This window comes from Vibrio vulnificus NBRC 15645 = ATCC 27562, from assembly GCF_002224265.1.
In the GTDB taxonomy this organism is placed as follows: domain Bacteria; phylum Pseudomonadota; class Gammaproteobacteria; order Enterobacterales; family Vibrionaceae; genus Vibrio; species Vibrio vulnificus.
Window position 1 is genome coordinate 624,708 of sequence record NZ_CP012881.1, and the last position, 23,701, is coordinate 648,408.

Sequence of the window (23,701 nt, forward strand, 5' to 3'; positions counted from 1 at the left end):
CTCCCTTAGTATGTACGTACTTTTGGTGGGAACGCATCACGATGAACAGGCGTCATATTGACATCACGCTTGCTCATTTGCTCCGTTTCCGGGTTGTAGATAGAGTGGCATAGCCAGTTTTCATCGTCACGATCTGGGAAGTCAAAGCGGGCGTGAGCACCGCGACTTTCTGTGCGATAGTTGGCCGCAACTGCTGTTGAGAATGCCGTTTCCATCAAGTTGTCTAGCTCCAAACACTCGATACGCTGAGTATTGAACTCAGTTGATTTGTCAGAAAGATGTGCATCTTTCAGGCGCTCGCGAATCACTTTCAGCTCTTCCAGACCTGTCGCCATAGCGTCACCTTCACGGAATACCGAGAAGCTGTTCTGCATACAACGTTGTAGATCTTTACGAATCTGAACTGGATCCTCACCACCTTTGCTGTTTTCCCAGCGCATGTAGCGAGAAAGTGATGCTTCAATGTCCGATGCTGATGCATCGCGAGCTTCCGCTTGTGCCGCCAAAGTTTCACCAAGGTGAAGACCCGTTGCACGACCGAATACCACGAGGTCAAGCAGTGAGTTACCACCTAGACGGTTTGCACCATGTACTGATACAGAAGCAATTTCACCACACGCGAATAGACCTTGAACTTCGACGTCTTTGCCATCGGCAGTTTGTTTGATCGCTTGACCAGAAACTTGCGTCGGTACACCACCCATCATGTAGTGACAAGTTGGGATAACTGGGATTGGCTCTTTTACTGGATCAACGTGAGCGAAGGTACGCGACAACTCACAGATGCCTGGTAGACGCGATTCAAGCACATCTTTACCTAGGTGATCCAACTTGAGTTTAATGTGTGGACCCCAAGGACCATCGCAACCACGACCTTCACGGATTTCGATCATCATTGAACGTGCCACAACGTCGCGACCAGCCAAATCTTTCGCATTCGGCGCATAACGCTCCATGAAACGCTCGCCATCTTTGTTAAGAAGATAACCACCTTCACCACGACAGCCTTCCGTTACAAGAACACCAGCACCAGCAATACCCGTTGGGTGGAACTGCCACATTTCCATATCTTGCATTGGAACACCCGCACGCAGTGCCATACCAACGCCATCACCTGTATTGATGTGTGCATTGGTTGTCGAAGCGTAGATACGTCCAGCACCACCGGTTGCTAAAATGGTCGCCTTCGACTTGAAGTAGCAAATTTCACCCGTTTCCATGCATACCGCTGTACAACCCACAACCGCACCATCTTGGTTTTTCACCAAATCAAGTGCATACCACTCAGAGAAGATCATGGTTTTGTGTTTTACGTTTTGCTGATACAGAGTGTGGAGCAGTGCGTGACCAGTACGGTCTGCCGCTGCAGCGGTACGAGCCGCTTGCTCGCCACCAAACTCTTTTGACTGACCACCAAATGGACGCTGGTAGATACTGCCGTTATCAAAACGAGAGAAAGGCAGGCCCATTTTTTCAAGCTCGATCACTGACTCAGGACCATTCTTACACATGTACTCAATGGCGTTTTGGTCACCAATGTAATCGGAACCTTTAACGGTGTCATACATATGCCACTGCCAATCGTCTTTGTGTGAGTTACCGAGAGCAACGGTAATACCACCTTGAGCCGATACAGTGTGTGAGCGTGTTGGAAATACTTTAGATAGCAATGCACAAGAAAGGCCTTGCTCAGAAATTTGTAGTGCAGCACGCATGCCTGCACCACCAGCGCCGATTACTACGGCATCAAATTCGCGAACTGGAATAGACACTTATGCACCCCACAATACAAACAGACCAGAGAAGAAATACCCGAACAGCAGTGCGATCACACCCAGTTGTAAACCGCCACGCAATTTGGCGCACTTGATGTAGTCAGTCAGCACTTGCCATAATCCAATCCAGGCATGAATCAGGACAGAAGCGAGAGCAAGCATGGTGAAGACTTTAGTAAAAGTACCACCAAAAAACTGAGTCCAGGATGCATAGTTGATATCTGTGAACGCACAGAAGCTAACAAGATAAATGGTGTAAAGAGTCATGATGATGGCCGTTGCACGAATCAATAAGAAATCGTGCACACCGTTACGACCAACAGAGGAAACGTGTTTTACCATACCAAAATCCCCGCCAATAGTGATAAGACAGCGGTGGCAGCAAATGCAACTTTGGCACTCATTGCGCCAGACTCAAGCTCTTCAAAATGGCCTAAGTCCATCATCAGGTGACGAATACCACCAGCGATGTGGTATGCCAACGCAGTTAAAATGCCCCATAGAATAAACTTCACAAAGAAGCTATCGACGATGTCGCTTGCTTCCATAAAGCCTACTGGGGATGACAGAGAAATGGATAGTAACCAAAGCAAAATTCCCACCGCAACAAACGTAATCACACCTGACACACGGTGCAGGATGGACGCGATTGCTGTGATAGGAAAGCGAATGGTCTGTAAATCTAAATTAACAGGTCTTGACTTTCTTTCTTTCACGGGCTTGCTCACTCAGCTCCATTGAGCATTTATTGTTATGAACGAATTTTGGCTCCCAACCCCACAAAAGTTAACATTTAATTAACAACATTCCGGCAAATGATTCCATTAAATTGTAAAAAACTTGTTAACAAAAAAGCTAAAAGAAACACCTCACAATTGTTTCTAGCCCCGAATTTATAAGGAGTTAACCAAAAATTTCTGCGCCACTATACGGCTGGCAACATTCTAATACAATTGATGTAACAAATTATGCTACACAGAACAGATTTTTAACGATTTTAATGCAAAAAATAATAACAAGTGCACACAAAAAGGGAGAAGAATTGACTTTAATCTTTAACACCAGTACAAAAAAGGCATATAAACATCCTGGACGGATTAAATAATAAACAAAGGAGATTGTTATGGCGGATAAGAAAGCGACCCTTCATGTTGAAGGTAAAGCGCCGATCGAATTGCCAATTATGGAAGGTTCTTTAGGAACGCCCGTAATTGATGTTCGTAAGCTAGGAGCGAACGGCTACTTCACTTTCGACCCGGGTTTTCTTGCCACTGCATCTTGTGAATCGCAAATAACATACATCGACGGCGGAAAAGGCATCCTGCTTCACCGTGGATACCCTATTGATCAGCTTGCAAACAACGCTGATTATCTAGAGGTTTGTTATATTCTACTTTACGGTGAAGCCCCTACTCGTGAGCAATACGAGAAATTCAAAACAACTGTTACTCGCCACACTATGGTGCACGAACAAATTGCCAGCTTCTTCCATGGCTTCCGTCGTGATGCACACCCTATGGCAGTAATGTGTGGCGTTGTTGGCGCACTTGCTGCGTTTTACCATGATTCTTTAGACATCAACAACGACGTGCATCGTGAGATCACTGCGTATCGTCTGTTGTCTAAAATGCCAACGCTTGCGTCTATGTGTTACAAGTACTCAACAGGCCAACCGTTCATCTACCCTCGCAATGATTTGAGCTACGCAGAAAACTTCCTACACATGATGTTTGCTACACCATGTGAAGAATATGAAGTAAACCCTGTCGTTGCACGTGCGATGGACAAGATCTTTACTCTACATGCCGACCACGAACAGAATGCGTCAACGTCAACAGTACGTTTGGCGGGTTCTTCTGGTGCAAACCCGTTTGCTTGTATTGCGGCAGGTATTGCATCGCTTTGGGGTCCAGCTCATGGCGGCGCAAATGAAGCGTGTCTGAAGATGTTGGAAGAGATTGGTTCAGTCGACAACATTCCTGAGTACGTGGATCGAGCGAAAGACAAAGATGACCCATTCCGTTTGATGGGCTTTGGTCACCGTGTTTACAAGAACTACGATCCACGCGCAACCGTTATGCGTGAAACCTGTCATGAAGTGCTTAAAGAGCTCAACATTCAAGATCCACTGCTTGATGTTGCAATGGAACTTGAGCGCATTGCTCTTTCAGACGAGTACTTTGTCTCGAAGAAACTGTACCCGAACGTTGATTTCTACTCAGGCATCATTCTGAAAGCGATTGGCATTCCAGTCTCAATGTTTACCGTTATCTTCGCAATTTCACGCACCATCGGTTGGATTGCTCACTGGAACGAAATGCACAGTGATCCACTGAACCGTATCGGTCGCCCTCGTCAGTTATACACAGGGGAAGTTCAACGCGATTTCCAACCTATGCACGAACGCGAGTAATACGCACAGTGTTAAAATTGAAAAGGGTTGAGACATGGTCTCAACCCTTTTTGTTTTACGACTTTATGATATTTCGCCTATACCGGATTATCGATATCAATAAATTCAACATCCAATTGGTGTTGTTGTACCAACCATTCTCCAAGCGCCTTAATTCCGTACCGCTCAGTAGCATGATGGCCAGCGGCATAGTAATGGATATCTAACTCTCGGGCACTGTAAGTGGTTCGCTCTGAAACTTCGCCAGAGATAAAAGCATCTAGGCCATGTTGTGCAGCAAGCTCAATGTAATCTTGTCCACCACCAGTACACCAACCTACCGTTTCAATCATTTTATGGCGATTTTCTGGGGCAATGTGCAAAGGTTCGCGGTGAAGCGCAGATGCCAGTTTTTGGGCAAACTCAGCCCCTGTAAGCGGCTGTTTGAGGCGCCCAAACATGGCCACGGATTGAGGATGCCCTTCTAAACCACCCTCAACCTTTATCTCAAGCAAACGTGCCAGCTCAGCGTTGTTACCGAGCTCTGGGTGAATATCGAGAGGCAAGTGATAAGCAAATAAGTTGAGATCATTTTTGATCAGAGTGCGGACGCGTTTTCCTTTCATGCCACGGATAGGCTCAGCTTCACCTTTCCAAAAATAGCCATGGTGCACAAGCAGTGCATCAGCATTGAGTTCAACCGCTTTATCGATTAACGCTTGAGAAGCGGTCACTCCGGTGATGATTTTTTTTATCGTCTCACTGCCTTCGATTTGCAGGCCGTTTGGGCAGTAATCCTTAATCAACTGGGGGGTCAGTTTCTCATTTAAGATTTTTTCTAATTCGAGGTTGTTCATCTTAGATTCCAGACTTAAGTTACCCGCAAAGTGTATACTCAAGCTTGTCAGCAATACAATATCGGATCCAACCTCGAGCACAATGATGGAATCACAACAGCGCTTTCTACACTGGATATTACATTCTCCCTCTCTGTTTGAACTGAAACCACCTTTTGCTCAGTTACAGTTACTCGATGCCTCTGTGCCATCAACCTTACCTCCCTATCAAGGCAACAAGAGATTGGGCTTCTTATATCAACACCTATGCAGCACTCTATTTCAAAACACCAAAACGATTGATTTGGTTGAAGAAGAACTGCAGCTAAAAGATCACCGGCGCACACTCGGCGCCATCGACTTTATGTTGCGCAACACTGCTGACTCGAACTACCAGCATTGGGAGGTGGCGATCAAGTTCTACTTGTTGCACGATGGTTTGTGGTACGGCCCTAATGCGAAAGATCGCCTCGACAAAAAGTTAAACCATATGCTCAACCACCAATTGAAGATGAGCTCAAACGAGGCATTCTTAGCATCGCATCCCCAATACCGCAATTGCAGCGAACACCTTCTCATGCAAGGGCGGCTCTACATTAATCCCTTTTTAGATCAAGTCATCCCTCAAAAGTGCTTGGGGTATTCCCTCAACGCGCAGGTAATCAAAGGATACTGGTGTTTTGCCCATCAATGGTCTCAAATACCTGAACCGCTCTATGCGTTGGAAAAACACCATTGGGCCGTGGGAACCAGCGAGTTTGACACGCCAGTCCAGGAACCACAGGATAGGTTTGTTCACGCACAAAGTAAAAGTGGCCAATTCTGGTTTATCGTGCCGGATAATTGGCCACACAATGGAATGTAAAAAAGGGAAGCATCGCTTCCCTTCGTACTGTGCCATTATTTCGCGACGTTGCCAGCCACATTTAATGCATCCCATGTGCGTGCAAATGGCGGCGCGTAGCAAAAGTCCATGTAACCTAGCTGTTGTGTGGTCATTTTGGCCGTAATCGCAACCGCTAGCGCGTTGATTCGACCCACTGCACCTTTTTTACCAACAATCTCACCGCCAAGTAGAACCTTAGTCTCTGGGTGGTAAACCAGCTTCACTTTGATGTCTTCTTGGCCTGGGTAGTAATCGGTTTGGTTCTTATCTGAAATAGTGGAAACCCTCACATCTAAGCCATGCTCTTTCGCGAGCAGTTCAGATACGCCAGTGCATGCTAGTTCGTAGTCCAACACTTTTAAGCAAGATGAACCTAGGAAACCATTCATGTAAGTGTCTTTGCCAGCAAGCTTATCCGCCATCATGCGCGCTTGTTTGTTGGCTGTCGTCGCCAGTGGAACATACACTGATTTGCCTAGCGCCATGTGGTGAACCACGGCACAGTCGCCAACAGCGTAAATGTGTGCATCTTCAGTTGCGCCAAACTCATCCACTAGCAACGCGCCGTTAGCCGCTTTAGGTAACTCGAATGCTTCTGTATTTGGTTTAAAACCAAGTGACATGATCACAACGTCTGCTTCTACATTGCCGTTGTCGGTTTCTACGATGTAACCGCCCTGCTCCGCGTCGCGAATGGCTGATACGCTGCAACTGGTTTTAAGCTCTGCTCCCGATTCGCGAATCGCGCCTTCCACAACTTCGATCATTTCAGGGCTGAATTGACGACTCATGACATGTTGCTCGCGTTCAATGATGGTGACGTGCTTACCGAGCAGGTGTGCGGCATCAAACACCTCAAGGCCAATAAAACCACCGCCAATCACGCAAACACGTTGTTTGTTACTGTCCTTAAGTGCTGGTTTTACCGCCAAGCCATCTTCCATGCTGGTTAGTGTGTATACGTGCTCTGGGTTGAACTCACAAAACGAAGGGACGATTGGGCGAGCACCAGTAGCAATCACCAGCATATCGTAATCTAAAGTGGTTTCTTCACCTTGATGACGAATCGTGATCCGCTTTTCAATGCGATCTAATGCTACCATTTCGGTTTCAATGCGCACATCCAAACCAGATTCAATCGCTTGTTCTGGCGTACGAGAAATCATACGCTCGGTGTCATCAAACATGCCACCAGCAAAGTACGGTAAGCCACACGCACCAAATGAGATGTAATCTCGCTTCTCCAGCACAATCACTTCATCCGATGGCTGATTACGCTTGTACTTTGCGGCAAAACTCATCCCAGCGGCGCTACCGCCTACGACAACAACTTTCATATTTACTACCTAAATAAACTGAACTTAGGAAAACCGAAGAGCACCCTTCAAGGGTGCTCTCCATTTCATTTACACATTACACTGCCGCTTCTTTGGTCGCGGCTGCGCCATTCTCTGCGTTGTATTGCTCAAGATTTAACGAGCCATTTTTCTTCGCGGTAAGCACACCAGACAGCATTGAGCCAGAGATGTTAAGCGCAGTACGAGCCATATCGATTAATGCTTCGATCGAAACTAGAATCGCTACCACCGTGATATCAAGGCCCATAATGGTTAGTACCGCCACTGCAGCGAACGTTGCACCGCCACCCACACCGGCAATGCCGAATGACGCAATCGCGATAACGGCGATCAGCTGTAGTACAAAACTTAAATCAACTGGAATGCCCATCACTTGAGACGCCATGATTGCAAGCATTGCAGGGTAGATACCCGCACACCCATTCTGGCCGATACTGGTACCAAATGTTGCTGACATATTCGCCGTTTCTTCATCCACGCCCAAACGCTGAGTTTGCGTTTCTACGTTGAGTGGAATAGCAGCCATACTTGAACGAGATCCAAAACCAAAGACGAGTACAGGCCAAGTCTTCTTCATGAACTTCGCAGGCGATAGGCCAAACATAGACACCATCACGAAGTGGATCGCAAACATCACTCCAATGGCCACATAGCTTGCGAGTAGGAAGCGCCCCATTTCCGCCAGCGCGAACAAATCGTTGGTCATCATAAACGTGGTCATCAGAGCGAACACACCGTAAGGCGTCAGCTTGAGAATCTCACGTACCATTGAAAGCACCACTTCTTTGGCAGCATTGATGAAATCAACGAAGTTTTGCACTTTCTCCGGCTTACGGTTTTTCACTTGCAGGATACAGTAGCCAAGGAACATACCGAACAGTACCGTCGATAGTGTTGAAGTGCGCTGAGAGCCCGTTAGCATGTCGAAAATATTGGTTGGGATAATGGATAACGCCATGCCAGATAGGCCACTGCTTGCCATCGCACTCTGGGTTGCAACCAAAGCATTACCGCGCGCTTCAATGGCGCTGTTGGTACCAATTGAGCTCACGAGTGCATTGGCATCGATACCGAATAGGTAAATACTTGCGATGCCCACAGCGGCGGAGATAGCACAAGTGAAAAGTAGGATACCGATGATTTTGGGCGCGATACGAGATAGTGCGCCACCGCCCTCTACGTTCATGATTGACGAAATCATGGCCACGAAGACCAGTGGAATCACGATCATTTGTAGAAGCTTGATGTAGCCTTTACCGAACACAGAAATCAGTTCAGCAAAGCCTGCCGTTGCAACATTGCCAACACCGAATACGAGTTGAATCGCACCGCCGAATAACAGACCAGCAGCAAGCGCACTCAGTACGCGGAAGTTAAAGCTTTTCTTTTGTTTTTTAAAGTTCGCAAGTAACGCATAGAACCCGAAGAACAATACGCTTAATGCGATGAATGATAAGCTCATGAGAGTCTCCTATTGATGCTCATGGTTTCCGGATGGCCGTTACTTTTTGTAGGCAATGGCTTCAATTTCAACTAAAGCGTCTTTTGGCAGTCGTGCCGCTTCGACGCACGAGCGTGCTGGTGCATTCTCAGTACCAAACACCTCGGTGTACACCTCATTAAATGCAGCGAAGTTTTCCATATCGGAAAGAAAACAAGTGGTTTTCAGTACGCTATCGAACCCAGCACCACTGGCTTCCAATACCGCTTTCAGGTTATCCAGAGACTGTTTTGCTTGTTCCTTAATCCCACCTTCAACAAATTGCATTGTTTCTGGTACTAATGGAAGCTGGCCAGAGGTGTAAACCAAATCTCCATAAATGGTTCCTTGCGAATATGGGCCAATGGCCGCTGGTGCCGCTGATGTAGATATAATTTCTTTCACGTTAAACTCCTTAATTAACGAACTATTCTGATTTGAATTCTCGAATAAATTTATAAATAGCTTGGCGACTGATCCCCAAGCTTTCTGATATCTGTGTCGTCGTCTCTTTCAGTTCAAAAATACCATTTTCAAAAAGATGACGAACAATGGCTTTATTGCGACCTTTTGCCGTAACGGATGTGTTGTTCTCGATTTCACTTATTGCTGACGCGAGTGCTTGTTGAATAACGTCATTCGCGTTATTACTGAAATTTTCATGAACCAACGAATTAGCCGACGTACATTGAGGAAGTAAGGTTTTGATGATCTCAGGAAACGGAAAAGAGAGATTCATATTGATACATAACATACCAATAGGTTTTTTATTTGGCCCATCAAGCACACATGTTGTCGATTTTAGTAACGAACCGTCCGCCGAGTTAGTGAAATAGCTCTTTGGTGACACTTCTCCCGTTTTTTCAAAACGACTCCACATGCGAAGCCCAAGGTCGGTAATTGGTGAACCGATTTTGCGTCCTGTATGATGACCATTGACGATTTTAACCACAGAGTTTTCAAGACTTTCAAAAGAATGAATAACCACTTCACAGTGAGGACCTATGAGATCTGCAATCGTGTCAGCAAGGCGGTAGTAACTTTTCAGCGCTTCTCTGTCTTCGTTAGTAAATCGTACTTGTTTTACACTCATCATCGTCAGTTTACATATTTAAACTCAATGACAAAAAAATACTCCTTTAGAGTTACTCCAACAAGTATGAGTAGACATTTTTAAACTTAATCTGGACAAATTAAAAGCGATCTGAATCAAATTTAATCTGAATTAACGTGGATTATTCTCGAGCAAAATCACCAATTACAACCAATAGTCGTTTAATTATTTAAACTTAATCATGGTTTAAAAATTTTAATCGAAACAGAGCAGAGTTTCATTATTTAATGATCTAACTCAATTTCGACAAAATCATTAAAATAAACAGCGAGAATAAATAAAACAAACGCATTCGCTATATGAATTTAATTTTATTCCGACAATAAAAAATCCCAAACGCTGTGTTTGGGATTTTAATTATCATTAGAAATCGATTATCAGCAGTAAAGAATTATAGACCTGCTTCGGCGAAGACTTGATTGACAATCTCTTGCGCTTCCAACTCGATTTGTTTGAGGTGTTCTGCGCCTTTGAAGCTCTCACAATAGATCTTATAGATATCTTCAGTACCCGATGGACGCGCAGCAAACCAACCGTTCGCTGTTGTCACTTTTAGACCACCAATCGCTGCGCCGTTACCGGGCGCATGGGTCAGTCTCGCGGTAATCTCATCACCGGCCAAGGTCTCTGCCTTAACCATTTCAGCAGAGAGCTTCTTCAGTACCTCTTTCTGAGGACCATTGGCAACCGCTTGGATTCGGCTGTACTGAGACTCACCATGTTTAGCCGCCAGCTCGTCGTAATATTGCTGCGGGTTTTTACCGGTCACTGCGGTGATTTCCGCAGCCAGTAAACAAAGAATGATGCCATCTTTGTCTGTCGACCATGGTGTACCATCTTGGCGCAAGAATGAGGCTCCAGCACTCTCTTCACCACCAAAGCCAAACTTACCGTTGTACAACCCATCCACAAACCATTTGAAGCCAACCGGTACTTCACATAGCTCACGACCAAGATCGGCTACCACTCGGTCAATCATGGCGCTAGAAACTAGGGTTTTACCCACAGCCACATCCGCAGCCCAACCTTGACGATGACGGTATAGGTAATCAATGCAAACAGCTAAAAAGTGGTTCGGATTCATCAAGCCTTTTGGCGTGACAATACCATGGCGATCGTAATCTGGGTCATTACCAAACGCGAGATCATACTGATCTTTTAGTGCCAGCAATCCTGCCATTGCATAGGGAGAAGAACAGTCCATACGAACCACACCATCTTTATCCAATGACATAAACTGGAAAGAAGGGTCAATGGCTTCACTCACTAAAGTAAGATCTAAATTGTATGCTTTACCAATCTGACGCCAATAATCAATGCCACTGCCGCCGAGAGGATCGACACCCAGTTTCAGGCCTGCTTTTTGAATGGCAGCCATATCGATCACATTCACCAAATCATCAACATAAGGTTTGACCAGATCTTGCTCTACAAATAGCGATGATGCTTTCGCTTGCGCCAACGGCATACGCTTAACACCTTGCAACCCCTCTGCGATGAGTACGTTTGCACGATTCTCAATTCGCTGAGTTAGCTCACCTTCAGCGGGGCCACCATGAGTCGGGTTGTATTTGATACCGCCATCTTGTGGTGGGTTATGAGACGGAGTGATCACAATACCGTCTGCTTTTTCTTCATGTTGTAAGTTGTATGTCAGGATCGCATGGGAAATACCCGGAGTTGGGGTATAGCCATTTTGTTCTTGTACAATTACCGTGACGCCATTGGCAATCAGCACTTCAACAACGGTAGAAAACGCTGGCTCAGACAACGCATGTGTATCTTTACCCACAAAAAGAGGACCCGTTGTCCCTTGCTCCGCACGTACTTCAGCCACCGCTTGAGCAATCGCTAAAATATGATGTTCGTTAAAAGTGGATTTATCCGCACAACCGCGATGCCCTGACGTACCAAACTCTACTTTGTGTGCTGAGTTTGTCGGATCGGGTTGAAGGAGGAAATAATTAGCAACGAGTGCTGGGATATTGTGAAGATCTTCTTGCAGAGCTTTCTGCCCTGCACGAGGGTGCATAGCCATTAATGACATCCTTTCTTAAAATATACTCAAACAAAAAAGCCTCATAATATCGGCATAATCTTGCGCATTATGAGGCTTCTATCAGGTTTCTTAAATTGAACCTGTTACTTTTTCAATTAAATCAGGCTGGAATTCCATATGTACCATCACCTGTTCCACCATCTGCCTTTTTCGGCTGGTGTTATTGTTGGTAATCACCCAAAAACCCGTGCCTGGAATGGATTTTGGTTTTGTCGTATTGCCATTTTCTAGCAATGTCGCCTCATTGTCGGCGAAATAAACACGCTTACGACCTTTCACTTTTGTCGCTTGAGTAAACGACTCAGGGTTGATGCGATGTAGCGTGCTCAGCACAAGCATAAATCGATCGATGGCTTTCTTTAATGAGGCAAACTCATCAGAAATTAATAGTGAGCGCATCTCTTTTACGCCATCAAGTTGAGTGTCTTTGCCTGCATCTTTGCTTACTACGATGCCTTTCGGTTCTATCGTAATAGGGGCAACAGTCTGACGTCCATCCACATTCAATAGGCGGCGCAAAATATCCGATGCACTTTCGCCAATATGCTGGGTTTGACTAGCAATGTAACGGTATAGATCCTCATCAACCTCAATTGTTTTCATTCGCTTTTCACAATCTCAATGTTTAAACTCTGGGGGATTATAACGAGATCCTCGCGGATACTCCACGTTAAACCCATCACGAACAAGATAAAATGTCAGCATTGCTCAATTACAAACTCGAAGGTGACGGTCAAGCCATTGTTTTGCTACACGGCTTGTTCGGCAGTTTAAGTAACTTAGGTCTACTCGCACGAGATCTCTCACAAGATCATCGTGTCATCAGCTTAGACCTCCGTAACCATGGCTTATCTTTTAAGTCTCAACAACACGATTACAAGCTCATGGCTCAAGATGTTATCGACACGCTAAGCACATTAGGTATCGATAAAGCGATTGTCATCGGCCATTCAATGGGTGGAAAAGTCGCGATGAAAATGGCCAATCTCGCGCCTAATCTCGTCACTCAGTTGATCGTGTTAGACATGGCCCCCGTCGCGTACCAACAAAGGCGTCATGATAATGTTTTTAACGGACTGCGCGCGGTGATGGAACAGAAGCCAACATCACGCCATGAGGCGTTGCAATTACTCGCGCACCACATTGAACTCGATGGCGTTCGACAGTTTCTTGCCAAGTCATTGTACAAAGAAGGCAATCATTTGGCATGGCGATTCAATGTCGGCGCCCTGATCGCTAACTACGATTCAATATTAGGTTGGATACCGATAGAGCAGACCAACATTCCCACCTTGTTTGTCAAAGGAGGCGATTCTGACTATTTGACGACAGAGCATCAAAGCTTGGTTCAGCAGCAGTTTAGTCGAGCAAAAGCGCACGTTATCGCTGGTACTGGGCATTGGCTACACGCTGAAAAACCAGCAGAAGTTCTTCGTGCGATCAGAAAATTCATTTCTAGTTAACAAATACGAAAAATCGCCAAGTTTTATTGGGATATCCCCACTTTGTGTGCATTAACTTTATGGCGTAAGAGTGATATAGTGCGCGCAAGCTAAATTGGCATGAAAGGAACACTATGCTCTACGACTACATGAACATGCTGGAATCGATTGGACTCGATCTTCTTTTTGCGTCTATCTTCTTTCTTATTGGTATGGCGATAAAAGACGTATTAAACCAGGGAAATGTTCCGGTATTTGGTCGTCGTATTGTGTGGCTAGTGCTCTTCCTTGGCTGTGCCGGTTTTATCGCAAAAGGTATTATTCAGCTTAGCTGGGAAGGCACAGGGCTGGGTTAAATCACAGCATCCGTGCCAACAACAGACATTATTAAAGGTATAAACTCTATGGCAAGTGTAGGTATCTTCTTCGGCAGCGACACAGGCAACACCGAAGCCGTTGCTAAGATGATTCAAAAGCAACTAGGTAAAAAACTCGTTCACGTACAAGACATCGCAAAAAGTAGTAAAGAAGATATCGACAACTTCGACCTGCTGCTTTTAGGCATCCCAACTTGGTACTACGGTGAAGCTCAGTGTGATTGGGATGACTTTTTCCCAGAGTTAGAGAAAATCGATTTCTCGACTAAACTAGTGGCCATTTTTGGTTGTGGCGACCAAGAGGACTACGCAGAATATTTCTGTGACGCAATGGGCACAGTTCGCGATATCGTAGAAGCAAAAGGTGGCACCATCCTAGGTCACACTTCAACTGAGAGCTATGAGTTTGAAGCGTCAAAAGCCTTAGTTGCTGGTGATGACAGCCTATTCGTCGGTTTATGCATTGATGAAGATCGCCAACCAGAACTCACTGAAGAGCGTGTGAAAAACTGGGTTGAACAAATCTACGAAGAAATGTGCCTAGCAGAGCTTGAAGACTAATGATGAAAACCTCCTTCGGGAGGTTTTTTAGTTTGTCACGATAACTTCTTCTCGATATTGCGGTTTTTTGCGTACATACAGCTTACGCTGAACTTCCGAAACCACATTCCCTTGTGCATCTTTGACATGGATGACAAACTCAGGAAAGCACTTCTCCCCTCTCTTGGTCACGGAGTAAATCTCATCTAACACCGATTGGCAGATCTCAAACTTAGCAAAGAGATCACTTTTTCCAGGTTGAATAAAGTTAATGCTCGCTTCCTTGTCCCAGACATAGTACTCCTCCCCCAAGATCCCCATCAGCATTAATGAATAAACTGGATCCGTTAAAGAGAAAATACTCCCGCCATACTGAGTACGATTGGCGTTTTTGTTCCACCAACGCAATTTCAGTCTCATTTCAACCGTACGGAAATCATCACTTATACGTAAAATGCGAATTCCCGCCCCCCAAAATGGAGGCCAAATGTTTAAAGCGAACTTAACCATTCCCGGTTTGTAGATCTTCGCGAGTTGCTTGTTCATGCCTTCCTAGCTCTCTTTGCAAATTGTTATTAAATTGTAACTGGTCAGATGAGCAATATAAGCGACCTAACGCGAATTTACAAAAAGAATATAGTAACCCTTTGAAGTTCGTGGTTTATTGTTATCTCTGGTTAACCTATAATGTTCAGAATATTGAATTCTGTTAATCGCGGCAGATCATCAACGGGAAAGTATATGTCAGACAATAACCAAGCGCTAAAGGATGCTGGTCTTAAAGTTACCCTTCCAAGGCTGAAAATTTTAGAAGTACTACAGCAACCGGATTGCCAACACATCAGTGCTGAAGACCTTTATAAGAAGCTGATTGATCTTGGCGAAGAGATTGGCCTTGCGACAGTATATCGAGTGTTGAACCAGTTTGATGATGCCGGTATTGTTACTCGCCACCACTTTGAAGGCGGTAAATCGGTATTTGAACTTTCAACTCAACATCACCATGATCACCTAGTTTGTCTCGACTGCGGTGAAGTTATTGAGTTTTCGGATGACATTATTGAAGAGCGCCAAAAAGAAATCGCCGCCGCTTATAATGTTCAACTGACAAACCACAGCCTCTACCTTTACGGCAAGTGTGGCGATGGCTCATGCAAAGGTAATCCAGACGCGCATAAACGTAAGAGCTGATATCGACGCTCGATAGTTTTTAAAGGCCAGCATATTGCTGGCTTTTTGTTGCGCCAATAAAAAACCCAACTCAATGAGTTGGGTTTTTTCTTAGCTTAATAGCGCTTATTTCGCTTCAATCTTCGCCCAAGTATCACGTAGACCTACAGTGCGGTTGAAAACCAAATGCTCTTTAGAGGAGTCTTTAGAATCCGCACAGAAGTAACCCATACGCTCAAACTGATAGCCTTTTTCAGCTTCTGCTTCCACTAAGCTTGGCTCAACAAAGCCATTCATCACCGTCAAAGAGTCCGGATTGATGGTTGAAGCAAAATCATCTGCCGCTGCAGGATTTGGTACCGTGAACAGACGATCGTATAGACGAATTTCAGCAGGAACACCTTTATCCGCCGATACCCAATGAATCACACCACGTACTTTACGGCCATCCGCAGGGTTAACACCCAAAGTCTCTGAATCGTAAGTACAGAAGATGGTCGTGATATTACCTTCGTCGTCTTTCTCAACACGCTCAGCTTTAATCACATACGCGCCACGCAGACGCACTTCGCTGCCAAGAACCAAGCGTTTGTACTTCTTGTTTGCTTCTTCGCGGAAATCTTCACGCTCGATCCAGATTTCACGGCTAAACGGCACTTCACGCTCACCCATTTCTGGTTTATTTGGATGGTTAGCAACCGTCAGATTTTCTAGTTCGCCTGCCGGGAAGTTTTCAATCACTAGCTTAACCGGATCCAACACCGCCATCGCGCGAGGGGCATTTTCATTCAAATCATCACGGATGCAAGATTCCAATGAACTAAACTCGATCATGTTTTCTTGCTTCGTCACACCGATACGCTTACAAAACTCGCGAATTGATGCTGGTGTAAAACCGCGACGGCGTAAACCAGAGATAGTCGGCATACGTGGGTCATCCCAACCATTAACCAACTTCTCAGTCACCAACTGGTTGAGCTTACGCTTAGACATCACCGTGTATTCAAGGTTCAGACGGCTGAACTCGTATTGATGAGGACGGCAATCAATAGTGATGTTGTCGAGAACCCAATCGTACAAGCGACGGTTGTCCATAAACTCAAGAGTACAAATTGAGTGCGTAATGCCTTCTAACGCATCTGAAATACAGTGCGTAAAGTCGTACATTGGGTAAATGCACCATTTGTCACCAGTCTGGTGGTGAGACGCAAAACGCACGCGGTAAAGAACAGGATCGCGCATAACAATGAACGACGACGCCATGTCAATCTTCGCACGAAGACACGCTTTACCTTCTTCAAAACCGCCATCGCGCATTTTTTCAAACAGCGCAAGGTTTTCTTCCGCAGAACGATCGCGATAAGGGCTAGGCTTACCTGGCGCAGTCAACGTACCACGGTACTCACGGATCTGCTCTGGACTTAGCTCATCAACGTACGCTAAGCCTTTGTTAATCAGTTCCACTGCATACTCGTAAAGCTTGTCGAAATAGTTCGATGAGTAACAGATCTCATCATCCCATTCAAAGCCTAACCAGCTCACATCATTTTTGATCGACTCAACGTATTCGATGTCTTCTTTCTCAGGGTTGGTATCGTCGAAACGAAGATTACACTTACCCTGATAGTCCTGAGCAATACCAAAGTTCAAACAGATCGATTTTGCATGGCCGATGTGTAGGTAGCCGTTTGGCTCCGGTGGGAATCGTGTATGCACACTCGTGTGTTTGCCATCCGCCAGATCTTTATCAATGATCTGACGAATAAAGTTTGATGGACGAGCATCAGCTTCACTCATCTAAAGCACCTCAAGTTTGTTTTAGTATTGTTCAGAGAAAACTTAGCTCTGAAACGTCAACGCGACTTCAGAGCAAACTGTCGTTAATGATCCACAATTCTGTACCATTAGACAATAAGATCTCGCGTTTAAATGGGATTATTTGTCTGAAAAGACCAAGATAGAGTGCCAAAACAGAAAAAGCCTCCCGAAGGAGGCTTTCATATCATTCAGAGTGATGGCTATTAAGGCAGTTTCACTTCTGATAGGTCTTCGTTGACACCAATTGCTTTCATTTCACCAGCAACGATTTCAGCTAGAGGACCAAGGATAACTTGTAGGTTGTTTTCGCCAAGCTTAACCACACCTTTAGCACCCAGTTTCTTAAGTACTGCTTCGTCAGCAACAGAGCGGTCTTTAAGCGTTAGACGTAGACGAGTGATACATGCATCGATTGATGTAAGGTTCTCATGACCGCCTAGTGCTTTTAGGTATTGACGAGCTAGATCACCACTCTTTGCATCACCAGAAGGCGCAGTTGTTTCAGAATCATCATCTTCACGACCTGGCGATTTCAGGTTGAATGCGCGGATTGCGAAGAAGAAAGTGAAGAAGTATAGAGCACCGAAAGCTAGACCGATTAGTAGCAGTACGAATGGCTTAGTTGCTAGACCCCAGTTCAATAGGAAGTCGATTAGACCTGCTGAGAAACCAAAGCCATGTAGTGTGCCGAACATGTTTGCTACAACTAGTGCTAGACCAGTGAACACAGCGTGTAGAGCGTATAGTGCTGGAGCTAGGAACACGAACATGAATTCTAGTGGTTCTGTGATACCGGTTAGGAATGAACAGAACGCGACAGAGAACAGTGCACCACCAACTTGGCTACGTTTTTCTGCTGGAGCTGCTAGGTACATCGCTAGAGCAGCACCTGGTAGACCAAACATCATCACAGGGAAGAAGCCGTTCATGAATACGCCAGCGCCTTTGTCACCACCGAAGAAGCGGTGTAGGTCACCAGATTTCACTGTTTCAGTTACTTCTTTCACTGTTGCTGTGATTTCAGGAGTTACAGCGTTAGCAAACTCAAATGTGTGAGTTTGACCAGCAACAAGAGTTTTCGCTAGTGCTGGGTCTACACAAAGCTGTTGTAGAGCAGGTAGAGCTTGACCAGCTGATTGAGCACCTGTTACTAGGATCTCTTGACACGTACCCATACCAAACCAGAAGTATGAGTTAAGAACGTGGTGAAGACCAACAGGAATTAGTGCACGGTTTAGAGTACCGTAAACGAATTGACCTACAGCACCAGAAGTCGATACAGCGTGTGCTAGAGCATCAAGACCGCCTTGGATTGAAGGCCAAACCACACCAGCAACTGCACCAGCAACCAGTGAGAATAGACCTGCCATAATAGGCACTAGACGTTTGCCAGAGAAGAATGCCAACCACTCAGGAAGACGTGTAGCATGGAAAGCGTTGTATGAGTGACCAGCAATGATACCACCGATGATACCGCCGAAGAACGACATGTTGATAGAAGCATCAATTGTTGTTGCCGTTGCAGTTAGTACAAAGTACGCCACTGCACCTGCTAGACCTGCAGCACCTTGACCGTCTTTAGAAAGACCAATCGCAATACCAAGACCGAAAAGAAGAGGAAGTTGACCAAAGATAGCACCACCAGCTTGCGCCATGAATGGGATATCCAACAGGTCACCTTGACCCAAACGTAGTAAGAGCGCCGCAACTGGTAGCGTTGCGATAGGAAGCATAAGTGCTTTACCTAACTTTTGCGCGTATCCAAGAATATTCACCTTAAGTTCCCCCTATAGGATTTTCATTTTTCGGAAGACTTTTTTTAGTCGTCCAATTTAGTCTTTTCCAGTTTATGACATTAATTTTGCTCCGCAAATTAAAAGCTCTTTGTTTGTGATCATAATCACCAGATTTTGCCCTTCCCAAAGGTTTTTGCTAGCGAGATCATAAAACTTATTTTATCATTCAAAAAAATGGTGAATTGGCGATAAAATTCTCAGACTTTTAGTGATAAATGAATAACGTTTTTTGCCCTTGTTGATTGAAGCAAAACGCTAAAAGGGCTTTTAAGATCACTTAATTGACTATAAAAACAAATAATTTTCAGCATCTTACGTTGCTTAGAGTTTATCTTGCCAATGCTTGCTGTACCGCCTTTACGGTCTAATTCAGCGACACAAACTAAGTATCCAATATTTTGGATGAATTGCTGTCTAAGGATCCGTAAATGAAACGAATTTAAATCTCATTTGATAAGGATTAGCTGAACATGTACGCGCTAACTAACTGTAAAATTTATACAGGAAGTGATGTTCTTTCTGAACACGCTCTCATCATCGAAAATGATTTGATCACATCGATTGTACCTGCAGCGGATCTACCTTCAGGAATCGAAGTAAAAGATCTTGCAGGCGCTAACGTTAGCCCTGGTTTTATCGACCTACAGTTGAATGGCTGTGGTGGCGTGATGCTGAACGACGAAATCACTGCAGAAACGATGCAAATTATGCATGAAGCCAACTTGAAATCAGGCTGTACAAGCTTTCTGCCAACTCTGATCACTTCTTCTGATGCCGATATGCGTGCCGCAATCACGGCAGCACGCGAGTACCATGCTAAGTACAAAAACCAATCACTTGGCTTGCATCTCGAAGGTCCCTATCTCAACGTGATGAAAAAAGGCATTCACAGTGTCGACTATATCCGTCCTTCTGACACCAGCATGGTTGACTTTATCTGCGAAAACGCGGACGTCGTAGCCAAAGTGACACTGGCTCCAGAGTTGAACGATCCTGAACATATTGAAAAGCTGCGTAATGCGGGCATCGTTGTGTCTATCGGCCACACGAACGCGACTTACGCAGAGGCAAGAAAAGGCTTTGAAGCGGGCATCACCTTTGCCACTCACCTTTTCAATGCGATGACACCAATGGTTGGTCGCGAGCCAGGTGTCGTGGGTGCAATTTATGACACTCCTGATGTTTATGCTGGGATCATTGCTGATGGTTTCCATGTTGATTATGCAAACATCAGAATTGCGCACAAGATCAAAGGCGAGAAGCTAGTATTAGTGACCGATGCCACAGCTCCTGCAGGCGCTAACATGGATTACTTTATTTTTGTTGGTAAGAAAGTATATTACCGTGATGGCAAATGTGTTGATGAGAATGGCACATTGGGCGGTTCAGCGTTGACGATGATCGAAGCGGTCGAAAATACGGTTGAACATGTCGGAATCGCTTTAGACGAAGCTCTGCGTATGGCAACACTCTACCCTGCTAAAGCAATTGGTGTGGATGGTTACCTAGGCCGAATTAAGAAAGGTTACATCGCTAACCTGACCATTTTCGATCGAGACTTCAATGTTAAAGCGACGGTTGTTAACGGACAATACGAGCAAAATTAAGAATGAATGGCGGACAGATAGGCAACGTAGACTTAGTAAAGCAACTGAACAGCGCAGCTGTATACAGATTGATTGATCAACAAGGACCTATCTCCCGCATACAAGTGGCAGATGTCAGTCAACTGGCACCTGCCAGTGTCACAAAAATCACCCGCCAGCTCCTTGAACGGGGATTGATCAAAGAGGTTGCACAACAAGCTTCCACAGGCGGTCGCCGTGCAATCTCGTTAACAACAGAGGTCAAACCCTTCCACTCTGTTGCTGTGCGTCTTGGTCGCGACTACGTGCAATTTTGCCTCTACGATTTAGGTGGAACGGCGTTAGCACAAGATCAGCACGATTTTCGTTACACCAACCAATCCGATCTGCAGCAAGGTCTGACTGCTTTGCTGAAAGACTTTATTAGTCGCAGCCAAGATAAAATTGATCAACTTATCGCTATCGGCATTACGCTCCCAGGCCTTGTTAACCCGACAACTGGTGTGGTCGAGTACATGCCTAACACGGATATCGATAAACTCGCTTTAGGCGAAATCATTCGTGAAAAATTTGGTATTGAATGTTTCGTTGGTAACGACGTGCGTGGCATGGCGTTAGCTGAACACTATTTTGGAGCAAGTCAAGATTGCCAAGACTCGATTCTCGTCAGTGTTCACCGCGGTACCGGTGCCGGCATCATCGTCAATGGTCAAGTATTCCTTGGCTTCAACCGCAACGTTGGTGAGATTGGCCACATTCAAATCGATCCTCTTGGTGAACAATGCCAATGTGGTAATTTCGGCTGCCTTGAGACCGTAGCAGCAAACCCAGCAATTATTCAGCGCGTGAAAAAACTGATCGCGCAAGGTTATGAGTCATCACTTGCAAAACTGGACCACATTACCATCCAGGACGTCTGTAACCACGCTCTAGAAGGCGATGAACTGGCGCAACAAAGCTTAGTTCGAGTGGGCAACCAGTTAGGCAAAGCGATTGCGATCACCATTAACTTGTTTAACCCGCAAAAAATTGTCATCGCTGGCGATATTACTGCAGCAAAAGACATTGTTTTCCCTGCGATTCAACGTAATGTGGAAAACCAATCACTAAAAACCTTCCATAATCAACTGCCTATTGTCGCATCGCAGATCGATAAACAGCCAACGATGGGCGCGTTTGCCATGATTAAACGCGCTATGCTCAATGGTGTTTTGTTACAAAAGTTGTTGGGTGAATAAAGCACCTGTCAATCAACCAGTTACATAGGTTACAATTGGGCTGTGTTTACACAGCCCTTTTTACATCTGAAGGAAGTCACGCGCGCACCATGGAAATAATTTTGATAACCACCGCTTTTGTGGCGGGCTTTTTAGCACTAAAGTGCAACTTACCTCCACTTGTCGGTTTTCTGCTTGCGGGTTTTGCGCTGCATGCATTTGGTTTTGAAAGTAATCTAACGATCACCACACTCGCCGATCTTGGGGTGACACTACTGCTCTTTACCATTGGTTTAAAACTGGAAATCAAAACCCTACTCTCTAAAGAGATATGGGCAGGAGCGACCGCTCATAACCTTCTGTCGACATTACTGTTTACCGCAGCGTTTGTTGGACTAAAATTTCTCGGGATTTCTTCTCTGTCAGAGATGGAAACTGGCCACCTAGTCTTGCTTGCCTTCGCACTCTCCTTCTCCAGTACCGTTTTTGCCGTAAAATCATTACAAGAAAAAGGCGAAATGAACGCCACTTACGGCACGTTAGCGATTGGTATTTTGATCATGCAAGATATCTTCGCCGTGGTATTCCTCACCGCCTCAACCGGGAAATTGCCCCATTGGTACGCCATTGCTCTATTCGCCTTGCCCTTGTTACGCCCTCTTTTCTACAAGATTCTTGACTGGGTTGGTCACGGGGAAATGCTGGTTCTGTTTGGTATATTCTTCGCACTTGTCGCAGGGGCAGGGTTATTTGAACTTGTCGGTATGAAACCAGACCTTGGCGCGCTCGTGCTAGGTATGTTATTAGCTGGTCACCGCAAATCCTCGGAGCTCGCCAAATCCCTATTTAACATGAAGGAGCTTTTCCTCGTCTGCTTCTTCCTCAATATCGGTTTATCGGCCTCGCTCAGTTTAACTGGCGTCTCTTTGGCACTACTCATCCTGCTCTTACTGCCACTGAAAGGCCTTCTTTACTTCCTAACCATCAATCACTTTAAGTTTCGTGTGCGCACGTCCTTGCTCGCATCATTGACACTGTTTAACTACAGTGAGTTTGGCCTTATTGTTGGCGGCTTAGCTTATAAAATGGGATGGATGCCGAGTGATATTTTGGTCGCCCTTGCTGTTGCGGTCTCACTTTCTTTTATTCTTGCGGCGCCATTGAGCAAGATGGGCCACCAAATCTATCAACACTCAGGAAAGTGGCTGCAAGAAACCGCCGCAGAAAAGCTCAATCAGCGTGATCAGTTGATCAACCCAGGCAACGCGCAAGTCTTGATCCTGGGTATGGGCCGTATCGGAACAGGGGCTTATGATGAACTGCGCGCTCGTTACGGCAAAATCAGCTTAGGCGTAGAAGTGAGAGAAGAAGCTGCGCAGCATCATCGAGAAGAAGGTAGAAACGTTATTGCAGGAGATGCCACTGACCCTGACTTTTGGGAGCGCATTCTTGATACCGCGAATGTGAAGCTGGTTTTACTAGCCATGCCTCACCACCAAGGTAATCAAACCGCGCTTGAGCAGCTCAAACGTCGCAACTACCAAGGACAAATTGCCGCGATTGCCGAATACACTGACCAATTAGAGATGCTCACTAACAATGGCGTACACGCTGCCTTTAATATTTATAACGAAGCGGGCAGCGGCTTTGCGCGCCATGTGTGTGAACAACTTCGACCTCAGTTTGCTCCCCCCTCAAATTAAGCATATCCCCCATTAAAGGCCCACAAAACTGGGCCTTTTTGCTTCCTTTTTCACCAAAACCTTATTTACATTCACCAATTCAGCGTTTTTATTAAATATTTTTTAATCATTAGCTCCTTTGTTTACTTTTTTTATCGAAGAGTGTTGCTTTT

22 protein-coding genes are annotated in these 23,701 nt (G+C 45.4%); 9 read left to right on the forward strand and 13 right to left on the reverse strand.

The features are described from left to right. Positions 1-5: 5 nt before the first annotated feature. From sdhA to sdhC, 3 genes are read right to left on the reverse strand one after another with little or no spacing between them, the layout of a single operon-like run. Positions 6-1,772: a succinate dehydrogenase flavoprotein subunit gene (sdhA, locus tag AOT11_RS02725; protein WP_011078276.1), complete on the reverse strand. Its 1,767-nt coding sequence runs from the start codon at positions 1,770-1,772 to the stop codon at positions 6-8. Continuing rightward, positions 1,773-2,117: a succinate dehydrogenase, hydrophobic membrane anchor protein gene (gene sdhD / locus AOT11_RS02730; RefSeq protein ID WP_011078277.1), complete on the reverse strand. Its 345-nt coding sequence runs from the start codon at positions 2,115-2,117 to the stop codon at positions 1,773-1,775. Beyond that, positions 2,111-2,503, reverse strand: coding sequence for a succinate dehydrogenase cytochrome b556 subunit (gene sdhC, locus AOT11_RS02735; protein ID WP_011078278.1), 393 nt, complete (start codon positions 2,501-2,503; stop codon positions 2,111-2,113). Before sdhC ends, sdhD begins: the two co-directional genes overlap by 7 nt. Before the next feature lie 395 nt (positions 2,504-2,898). Here sdhC and AOT11_RS02740 point away from each other — a divergent pair, with 395 nt between their 5' ends. Beyond that, the gene (locus tag AOT11_RS02740) at positions 2,899-4,188 is read left to right on the forward strand and encodes a citrate synthase (protein ID WP_017421015.1); all 1,290 of its coding nucleotides are present in this window, start codon (positions 2,899-2,901) and stop codon (positions 4,186-4,188) included. Positions 4,189-4,265: 77 nt separating this feature from the next. Here the strand turns inward: AOT11_RS02740 and AOT11_RS02745 are convergent, their stop codons facing one another. Beyond that, positions 4,266-5,024, reverse strand: coding sequence for a Nif3-like dinuclear metal center hexameric protein (locus AOT11_RS02745; protein WP_026050456.1), 759 nt, complete (start codon positions 5,022-5,024; stop codon positions 4,266-4,268). Between the two features lie 82 nt (positions 5,025-5,106). On the opposite strand from AOT11_RS02745, the gene AOT11_RS02750 reads away from it, so the two are divergent. Further along, positions 5,107-5,868, forward strand: a complete 762-nt coding sequence (locus AOT11_RS02750) for a DUF1853 family protein (protein WP_017421017.1) — start codon at positions 5,107-5,109, stop codon at positions 5,866-5,868. Between the two features lie 35 nt (positions 5,869-5,903). Here the strand turns inward: AOT11_RS02750 and AOT11_RS02755 are convergent, their stop codons facing one another. From AOT11_RS02755 to seqA, 6 genes are all read right to left on the reverse strand, one after another. Continuing rightward, complete coding sequence (locus tag AOT11_RS02755; protein WP_017421018.1) at positions 5,904-7,226, reverse strand: CoA-disulfide reductase; 1,323 nt, start codon at positions 7,224-7,226, stop codon at positions 5,904-5,906. A gap of 76 nt (positions 7,227-7,302) precedes the next feature. Then, on the reverse strand, positions 7,303-8,709 hold the full coding sequence (locus tag AOT11_RS02760) for a cation:dicarboxylate symporter family transporter (RefSeq protein ID WP_017421019.1): 1,407 nt from the start codon (positions 8,707-8,709) through the stop codon (positions 7,303-7,305). A gap of 39 nt (positions 8,710-8,748) precedes the next feature. After that, entirely contained in the window at positions 8,749-9,132 is a 384-nt protein-coding gene (locus AOT11_RS02765; protein WP_017421020.1) for a RidA family protein, read from the reverse strand. 22 nt (positions 9,133-9,154) lie between these two features. Next, positions 9,155-9,823 (reverse strand): helix-turn-helix transcriptional regulator, encoded by a 669-nt coding sequence (locus AOT11_RS02770; protein ID WP_017421021.1) that lies wholly within the window; start codon positions 9,821-9,823, stop codon positions 9,155-9,157. A gap of 409 nt (positions 9,824-10,232) precedes the next feature. Beyond that, entirely contained in the window at positions 10,233-11,879 is a 1,647-nt protein-coding gene (pgm, locus tag AOT11_RS02775) for a phosphoglucomutase (alpha-D-glucose-1,6-bisphosphate-dependent) (protein WP_026050457.1), read from the reverse strand. Between the two features lie 90 nt (positions 11,880-11,969). Then, a complete protein-coding gene (gene seqA, locus AOT11_RS02780; protein ID WP_017421023.1) occupies positions 11,970-12,503 on the reverse strand; it encodes a replication initiation negative regulator SeqA in 534 nt (177 codons plus the stop codon). Between the two features lie 92 nt (positions 12,504-12,595). Between seqA and AOT11_RS02785 the strand changes: the two genes are divergently transcribed. The 3 genes from AOT11_RS02785 to fldA all read left to right on the forward strand — a co-directional run bounded on the left by AOT11_RS02785 (position 12,596) and on the right by fldA (position 14,280). Then, the gene (locus tag AOT11_RS02785; RefSeq protein WP_017421024.1) at positions 12,596-13,363 is read left to right on the forward strand and encodes an alpha/beta fold hydrolase; all 768 of its coding nucleotides are present in this window, start codon (positions 12,596-12,598) and stop codon (positions 13,361-13,363) included. A gap of 113 nt (positions 13,364-13,476) precedes the next feature. Beyond that, the gene (locus AOT11_RS02790; protein WP_011078289.1) at positions 13,477-13,698 is read left to right on the forward strand and encodes a DUF2788 domain-containing protein; all 222 of its coding nucleotides are present in this window, start codon (positions 13,477-13,479) and stop codon (positions 13,696-13,698) included. Between the two features lie 48 nt (positions 13,699-13,746). Continuing rightward, on the forward strand, positions 13,747-14,280 hold the full coding sequence (gene fldA / locus AOT11_RS02795) for a flavodoxin FldA (RefSeq protein WP_011149787.1): 534 nt from the start codon (positions 13,747-13,749) through the stop codon (positions 14,278-14,280). 27 nt (positions 14,281-14,307) lie between these two features. Here the strand turns inward: fldA and AOT11_RS02800 are convergent, their stop codons facing one another. Further along, positions 14,308-14,805: a DUF4442 domain-containing protein gene (locus AOT11_RS02800; protein WP_011078291.1), complete on the reverse strand. Its 498-nt coding sequence runs from the start codon at positions 14,803-14,805 to the stop codon at positions 14,308-14,310. A gap of 195 nt (positions 14,806-15,000) precedes the next feature. Here AOT11_RS02800 and fcrX point away from each other — a divergent pair, with 195 nt between their 5' ends. Further along, a complete protein-coding gene (fcrX, locus tag AOT11_RS02805; RefSeq protein WP_026050458.1) occupies positions 15,001-15,450 on the forward strand; it encodes a ferric iron uptake transcriptional regulator FcrX in 450 nt (149 codons plus the stop codon). Between the two features lie 105 nt (positions 15,451-15,555). Here the strand turns inward: fcrX and glnS are convergent, their stop codons facing one another. Beyond that, a complete protein-coding gene (glnS, locus tag AOT11_RS02810; RefSeq protein ID WP_017421026.1) occupies positions 15,556-17,226 on the reverse strand; it encodes a glutamine--tRNA ligase in 1,671 nt (556 codons plus the stop codon). A 224-nt stretch (positions 17,227-17,450) separates the two neighbouring features. Next, complete coding sequence (gene nagE / locus AOT11_RS02815; protein ID WP_017421027.1) at positions 17,451-19,022, reverse strand: N-acetylglucosamine-specific PTS transporter subunit IIBC; 1,572 nt, start codon at positions 19,020-19,022, stop codon at positions 17,451-17,453. Between the two features lie 491 nt (positions 19,023-19,513). Here nagE and nagA point away from each other — a divergent pair, with 491 nt between their 5' ends. From nagA to AOT11_RS02830, 3 genes are all read left to right on the forward strand, one after another. After that, entirely contained in the window at positions 19,514-20,650 is a 1,137-nt protein-coding gene (gene nagA, locus AOT11_RS02820; protein WP_017421028.1) for an N-acetylglucosamine-6-phosphate deacetylase, read from the forward strand. Positions 20,651-20,652: 2 nt separating this feature from the next. Beyond that, on the forward strand, positions 20,653-21,867 hold the full coding sequence (nagC, locus tag AOT11_RS02825) for a DNA-binding transcriptional regulator NagC (RefSeq protein ID WP_011149784.1): 1,215 nt from the start codon (positions 20,653-20,655) through the stop codon (positions 21,865-21,867). Between the two features lie 89 nt (positions 21,868-21,956). Beyond that, entirely contained in the window at positions 21,957-23,549 is a 1,593-nt protein-coding gene (locus AOT11_RS02830) for a cation:proton antiporter family protein (RefSeq protein ID WP_017421029.1), read from the forward strand. Positions 23,550-23,701 lie beyond the last annotated feature (152 nt).

Coding starts and splice junctions, on each gene's coding strand:
- sdhD (WP_011078277.1), bottom strand. CDS start 2,117: ATGGTAAAACACGTTTCCTCTGTTGGTCGTAACGGTGTGCACGATTTC.
- AOT11_RS02740 (WP_017421015.1), top strand. CDS start 2,899: ATGGCGGATAAGAAAGCGACCCTTCATGTTGAAGGTAAAGCGCCGATC.
- AOT11_RS02745 (WP_026050456.1), bottom strand. CDS start 5,024: ATGAACAACCTCGAATTAGAAAAAATCTTAAATGAGAAACTGACCCCC.
- AOT11_RS02750 (WP_017421017.1), top strand. CDS start 5,107: ATGATGGAATCACAACAGCGCTTTCTACACTGGATATTACATTCTCCC.
- AOT11_RS02755 (WP_017421018.1), bottom strand. CDS start 7,226: ATGAAAGTTGTTGTCGTAGGCGGTAGCGCCGCTGGGATGAGTTTTGCC.
- AOT11_RS02760 (WP_017421019.1), bottom strand. CDS start 8,709: ATGAGCTTATCATTCATCGCATTAAGCGTATTGTTCTTCGGGTTCTAT.
- AOT11_RS02770 (WP_017421021.1), bottom strand. CDS start 9,823: ATGATGAGTGTAAAACAAGTACGATTTACTAACGAAGACAGAGAAGCG.
- pgm (WP_026050457.1), bottom strand. CDS start 11,879: ATGGCTATGCACCCTCGTGCAGGGCAGAAAGCTCTGCAAGAAGATCTT.
- seqA (WP_017421023.1), bottom strand. CDS start 12,503: ATGAAAACAATTGAGGTTGATGAGGATCTATACCGTTACATTGCTAGT.
- AOT11_RS02785 (WP_017421024.1), top strand. CDS start 12,596: ATGTCAGCATTGCTCAATTACAAACTCGAAGGTGACGGTCAAGCCATT.
- AOT11_RS02790 (WP_011078289.1), top strand. CDS start 13,477: ATGCTCTACGACTACATGAACATGCTGGAATCGATTGGACTCGATCTT.
- fldA (WP_011149787.1), top strand. CDS start 13,747: ATGGCAAGTGTAGGTATCTTCTTCGGCAGCGACACAGGCAACACCGAA.
- AOT11_RS02800 (WP_011078291.1), bottom strand. CDS start 14,805: ATGAACAAGCAACTCGCGAAGATCTACAAACCGGGAATGGTTAAGTTC.
- fcrX (WP_026050458.1), top strand. CDS start 15,001: ATGTCAGACAATAACCAAGCGCTAAAGGATGCTGGTCTTAAAGTTACC.
- glnS (WP_017421026.1), bottom strand. CDS start 17,226: ATGAGTGAAGCTGATGCTCGTCCATCAAACTTTATTCGTCAGATCATT.
- nagA (WP_017421028.1), top strand. CDS start 19,514: ATGTACGCGCTAACTAACTGTAAAATTTATACAGGAAGTGATGTTCTT.
- nagC (WP_011149784.1), top strand. CDS start 20,653: ATGAATGGCGGACAGATAGGCAACGTAGACTTAGTAAAGCAACTGAAC.
- AOT11_RS02830 (WP_017421029.1), top strand. CDS start 21,957: ATGGAAATAATTTTGATAACCACCGCTTTTGTGGCGGGCTTTTTAGCA.